The 5,248-nt window shown below is 71.7% G+C and carries 5 protein-coding genes and 2 pseudogenes; 3 read left to right on the top strand and 4 right to left on the bottom strand.

Annotation, left to right across the window (positions count from 1 at the left end; translation table 11 throughout):
* Together EIO58_RS12190 and EIO58_RS12195 are read left to right on the top strand one after the other, a co-directional pair.
* Positions 1-271, top strand: a pseudogene (locus EIO58_RS12190) (DNA alkylation response protein); the annotation flags it as partial.
* Positions 272-302: 31 nt separating this feature from the next.
* Positions 303-1,505, top strand: coding sequence for a glycoside hydrolase family 3 N-terminal domain-containing protein (locus EIO58_RS12195; protein ID WP_240658788.1), 1,203 nt, complete (start codon positions 303-305; stop codon positions 1,503-1,505).
* Between the two features lies 1 nt (position 1,506).
* Here EIO58_RS12195 and EIO58_RS12200 read toward each other — a convergent pair whose 3' ends face one another.
* The 4 genes from EIO58_RS12200 to EIO58_RS12215 are packed head-to-tail and all read right to left on the bottom strand — an operon-like array spanning position 1,507 to position 4,874.
* On the bottom strand, positions 1,507-2,376 hold the full coding sequence (locus tag EIO58_RS12200; RefSeq protein ID WP_127819771.1) for a 3-methyladenine DNA glycosylase: 870 nt from the start codon (positions 2,374-2,376) through the stop codon (positions 1,507-1,509).
* A 22-nt stretch (positions 2,377-2,398) separates the two neighbouring features.
* Complete coding sequence (locus EIO58_RS12205; RefSeq protein ID WP_127819772.1) at positions 2,399-3,112, bottom strand: SOS response-associated peptidase; 714 nt, start codon at positions 3,110-3,112, stop codon at positions 2,399-2,401.
* A gap of 38 nt (positions 3,113-3,150) precedes the next feature.
* Positions 3,151-4,191 (bottom strand): App1 family protein, encoded by a 1,041-nt coding sequence (locus EIO58_RS12210; RefSeq protein WP_127819773.1) that lies wholly within the window; start codon positions 4,189-4,191, stop codon positions 3,151-3,153.
* A gap of 5 nt (positions 4,192-4,196) precedes the next feature.
* The gene (locus EIO58_RS12215; protein WP_127819774.1) at positions 4,197-4,874 is read right to left on the bottom strand and encodes a DedA family protein; all 678 of its coding nucleotides are present in this window, start codon (positions 4,872-4,874) and stop codon (positions 4,197-4,199) included.
* A gap of 41 nt (positions 4,875-4,915) precedes the next feature.
* Between EIO58_RS12215 and EIO58_RS12220 the strand changes: the two are divergent.
* Positions 4,916-5,248 (top strand): annotated as a pseudogene (locus EIO58_RS12220) (anthranilate synthase component I family protein); the annotation flags it as partial.

The raw sequence follows: 5,248 nt of genomic DNA on the forward strand, positions 1-5,248 counted from the left end.
CGGTGCCTCGCGGGTGCTCGACGCGCACGTCGAGCGCACGCTCGCGCTGCTGCAGCGCCTCGCGGCAGCGGAGCCCGGCGATGCCCAGGCCGAGGCGCGACGGCTCAGCGAGAGCCTCGCGCTCGCGTTCCAGGCATCCCTCATGCTCCGCCTTGCGCCGGCGCGCGATGCCGAGGCGTTCATCGGGGCGAGGCTCGGCGAAGACCGTGGCGCGCAGTACGGCGTGCTTCCGACGGGGACGGATGCCGCGGCCATCGTCGCGCGCCACTGACGCCTCGACGGGCCCCGCGTAGGCTGGCGGGGTGAGGACGTCATTCCGCGTCGCCGCCACCGCAGCGGGCGTCGCATTCGCGCTGGGCGCCGCTCTTCACGTGCCCGCGAATGCTGCCGATGCCGACACGTCCGCCGTATCGACGGAGATCGTCGTGCGGGCCGCGGCCGAGGCGGACTCCGCGGCGGCCGCGAAGGCCGCTGTCGCGGCGATGTCAGTGGCGGAGCAGGCGGCGAGCGTGGTCATGGGTCACATTCCGTCGACGGATGCCTCGGCCCTCCGCTCGTACATGGAGTCCACAGGGATCGGCGGCTTCATCCTGATGGGGGCGAACATCCCGGCGGACGAGGCGTCTCTTCGCGCGCTGACAGCCGCGCTCACGGTCGACTCCGCCCGCCCGCCGCTCATCTCGATCGATCAGGAGGGCGGCGACGTCTCACGCCTGCCATGGGACGGGTTCCCATCGGCGCGCACCCTCAAGGACGCGCCGCCTGAAGCCGCGGAGGACGCCTTCGCCGGACGCGCGGCGCTCGTGCGGCGCGCGGGCATCGGCGTGAACTTCGGGATCGTCGCCGATGCGACGTCGGATCCCGCGTCGTTCATCTACCGCCGCGCGCTCGGAACGACGCCTGCGTCCGCCGCCGAACGCGTGGCCGCAGCCGTCCGCGGCGAAGGGATCACCGCCGCCTCGACGCTCAAGCACTTCCCGGGGCACGGTGCCGCACCGGGCGACTCGCACTCGTCGATCCCGTCGACCTCGATGTCGTTCGACGACTGGCGCGCGAACGACGCGCAGCCGTTCGCGGCGGGCATCGACGCCGGGGCGCCGCTGCTGATGTATGGCCACCTCGCCTACACGTCGGTGGACCCCGCGCCCGCAAGCCTGTCGGCGGAATGGCACCGCATCGCCCGCGACGATCTGGGGTTCGAAGGAGTCGCCATCACCGACGACCTCGGGATGCTGCAGGGGTCAGGGCTCGCGCAGTACACGGACCCCGTGGCGAACGCCGTGGCGTCCATTGCCGCGGGGAACGACATGGTGCTCACCGTCGTCGGGTCCACGCCCGAGACGGCGCTGCGCACCGCCGAGGGCATCGCCGCCGCGGTCGAGGCGGGCTCTCTCCCGGCCGACCGGCTGCGGGAGGCCGCTGAGCGGGTCATGGCGCTCCGCCTGGAGTTCGCGGCCGAAGGCCGCGGCCTCGTGCCGTGCGCGACGTGCGAGCCGGTCGGCTGACTCAGCCGTCGGCGATGGACAGAAGCCGAGCGCGCAGCTCCTGTGCGCGGACGGCGAAACCGCGCTGCGCCTGCACGTACTCAGACTTTCCGTCGGGCTCCTCGATGCGCACGGGCGCGTAGCCCCACGCCGCCAGGTCGTAGGGCGACGCGCGCATGTCGAGCTCGCGCACCTCGCGGGCGAGCTGGAACGTCTCGAGGAGGAGGTCGCCCGGCACCAGCGGCCCGAGCTTCACCGCCCACTTGTAGAGGTCCATGCCGGCGTGGAGGCATCCGGGCTGCTCGCGCAGCGCCTGCTCGTCACGAGCGATCGACGTCCGGTTGCGCGGCACCGCCTCGGGGGTGAAGAACCGGAAGGCGTCGAAGTGGGTGCAGCGGAGGTCGTGGGCCTCGACCACCGCGTCGGTGGCTGCCTGCCCGAGGCGGAGGGGGACGGGATGCCGGTGCTCGCGCTGCCGGTACACCATGGCCCACTCATGCAGACCGAAGCAGCCGAAGCCGGGGGTGCGCGCATGCGTCGCACGCAGGATCGTCGCGATGTTCGCGACGAGGCCGCCGCGCTCGGCGCGGAAGCCGGCGCCGTCGACGGCCATCGATCCCGGCGTTGCGCCCGGCCGATACCAGCGCCACTGCGCGCGCGGGGCGGTTGCGGCATCCGTCAACTCGACGCCCTCACCGGGATGCCACCTCTTGAGCACCGATGGCTTGTACGAGTAGTAGGTGAACAGGAAGTCCTCGACCGGGTGGGACTCGTGCCGCGCCGCCCGCTCACGATGACCGCGCGTGAGGGCGTCCGCCCGCTCGGCGTGGGCGCACTCCCGTGCGCGCCATTCGTCGCGCGAGAGCACGACGGTCGAGGCGGTGAGAGACACCGTACGAGGATACGCGGGGCGATCAGTCCTCGGCCGGCTCGATGAGCTCGGGCGTGTTGTTGCGCACATTGCCGACGGCCTTCGACACGACATGGTTCTCGAGCGTGTCAGCCAGCGCGGGCGCCGCATCGATCGCGGCGTCGAGCACGTCACGGACGTTGTCGGTCGTGGGGTCGAGCCAGGCGTCCGCGTGGTCCGGATCGAGGAAGAGGGGCATGCGGTCGTGGATCGAGCCCAGGTTGCCGATCGCGTCGCGGGTCAGGATCGTGAAGCTCAGCAGCCACCGCTGCGGATCGTCGTCGCCCTTGGACTTGTCGCGCCACCATTCGTACAGCCCCGCGAGGAAGAGGGGCTCTCCGTCGGCAGGGTGGATGAAGTGGGGCACCTTGACGCCGCCCTCGGTCTTCCATTCGTAGTACCCGGATGCCGGCACCACCGCCCGTCGCTTCTCGAGGGCGCCGCGGAACATCGGCTTGTCTTCCAGTTCCTCGGCGCGTGCGTTGAACGCGCGAGCGCCGATCTTGGGATCTTTCGCCCAACCCGGGATGAGCCCCCAGCGCGCGGCCTCGAGCCGGCGGGTGGGCGGTTCGGTCTTGGCGGAGTCCATCACGATCGCCACGCGGTCGGTCGGTGCGACGTTGTACGACGGCTCGGGGAGATCGTCGCCCTCGACGTCGACGCGCAGCACGCCCACGAGGTCGGATCCGGCACTGGCCACGACGAATCGTCCGCACATGCGGCCAGCCTACGCGCGACCGCCGACAGCGTCTCCGATCAGCCCGCCGACAGCACGCCGACGTCCTCGAGGCGCTCCAGGAGGCCCGCACCGTCGGTGTCGCTCACCCATGGCACGGCCGCGGCGGCATGGTCGTTGACGGCGGTGCGGCCACCGGCGAGCACCGCCTCCGCCGGCGAGAGCCGGCGGATCGCGACGGCGACCACGTTCTGCGGATGCTCGTCCGTGAACGTGGTGTAGATGTCGTCGTCGTGCTGCCCGTCATCGCCGATGAGCAGCCACCGCACGTGCGGGAACTCCTGCGCGAGCCGGCGCAGATTCGACAGCTTGTGCGCCTTCCCGCTGCGGAACCAGCGGTCGTGCGTCGGGCCCCAGTCGGTGAGGAGCAGCGCGCCCGGCGGGAACACGTGGCGCCGCAGGAACCGCATGAGCGTGGGCGCGATGTTCCAGGCGCCGGTCGACAGGTAGATCAGGGGGGCGCCGGGCCGGTCCCGCACGACCCGCTCGAGCAGCACCGCCATGCCCGGCACGGGCTGGCGCGCGTGCTCGTCGACGACGAACGAGTTCCAGGCGGCCAGCAGCGGCCGGGGGAGCGAGGTCACCATCACGGTGTCGTCGACATCCGAGACGATGCCGAAGTCCACGTCGGGGCCGACGACGAACGCACGCGTCTCGATCGACTCACCGCCCTCGACCGACATCGTGAACGTCTGCCAGCCGGGCTCGAGGCGCGCCGGCAGCCGCGTGTCGATGACGCCGCCGCGATCGGCGACCACGTCGTGCTCGATGCCGGCGATCGTGACCGTCACCTGGGCGTAGCCGATGGGCACCGCGACGAAGCTGCGCCAGCCGCGAACGCCGGCGTACTCGCCGGACCCGGTGCGCTTGACCGGCGGCACGATCATGACGCGTCCGAGCACGCGCACCCAGTCGGGTCCGGCGTATCCGGGGAACGGCGTCACGGTCGGCTTGTGCCCGCGCCGACGGGCGCGGCGCTCGCGCCAGGAGTGGAACCGGTACTCCAGACGCGCGAGCCAGAGGACCTTGGCGCGCGCGGGGGGGAGAGGCGTTTCGGGCATCCCTCTCAGTCTTCCACGTCGACCACCGGCGCTTCGCCGGGGTGCTCATGGTCGAGGTGCCGGCGCTCGAGCCGTTCGAGCAGCTTCTTGCCGGCGAAGACGAGGATGAGGAAGACGACGATGACGCCGACGAAGACGTAGCCGGCGTAGTGCAGCTGGTCCGCGAGCTGCCGGTAGGTGCCGGCGGCGACCGCCGCCACGGTGATGTACAGCGTCGACCACACGACGCACGCCGGGATCGTCCACGCCAGGAAGCGGCGGTACGGGTATCCGCTCATCCCCACGGTCAACGGCACCAGCGAATGCAGCACGGGGAGGAAGCGCGAGATGAAGATCGCCGGGCCGCCGCGACGCCGGAGGTACCGTTCGGAGCGCTGCCAGTTCTTCTCGCCGATACGGCGTCCCAGCCGCGAATGCTGGAGGCGGGGTCCGATGAGGCGGCCCAGCCAGAAGCCGATGCTCTCGCCGGCGAGCGCGCCGAGGACGACCACGAGGCCCAGCAGCACGCCCTCGAGAGGCGATGAGACCGCCGTGCCGGCGACGATGACGATCGTGTCGCCCGGCACGACGAGTCCGATGAGCACGCTCGTCTCGAGCATGATCGCAAGGCCCGCCAGAAGGGTCCTGATGACCGGGTCGACGCTCTGGACCGCGTCGAGCAGCCACGTCAGGAACTCGTTCACGCCATGAGCCTAGAGGGCGCAGCGCCGTCTAGCCTGGGAACATGTCGGAGCCCTTCGTCGCCGTGGAGATCCCACGGTGGGCGGATCCGGCATCCGTCTTCTCGCCATCGTTCGCGATCGCCGATCATTCGTTCTGGCTGGATGCCGGCCCCGATGCGCGAGACGGCTGGAGCTGGATCGGCGACGGCATCCGCGACGACCCGACGCGCGTGCGGACGACGGTGTGCGCAGGCGGGCCGGCGTCGCGGGACGCGGGTCGATTCCACGGCGGCTGGGTCGGGTGGATGGGCTACGACGACGCGGCCGCACGAGCAGGGGCCCCCGCGGCGTGGGACGCGGACGCCGTGCCGCACGAGCTGTGGCTGCGCGTGCGG

This window comes from Microbacterium sp. CPCC 204701 (genome assembly GCF_004010105.1).
GTDB lineage: Bacteria > Actinomycetota > Actinomycetes > Actinomycetales > Microbacteriaceae > Microbacterium.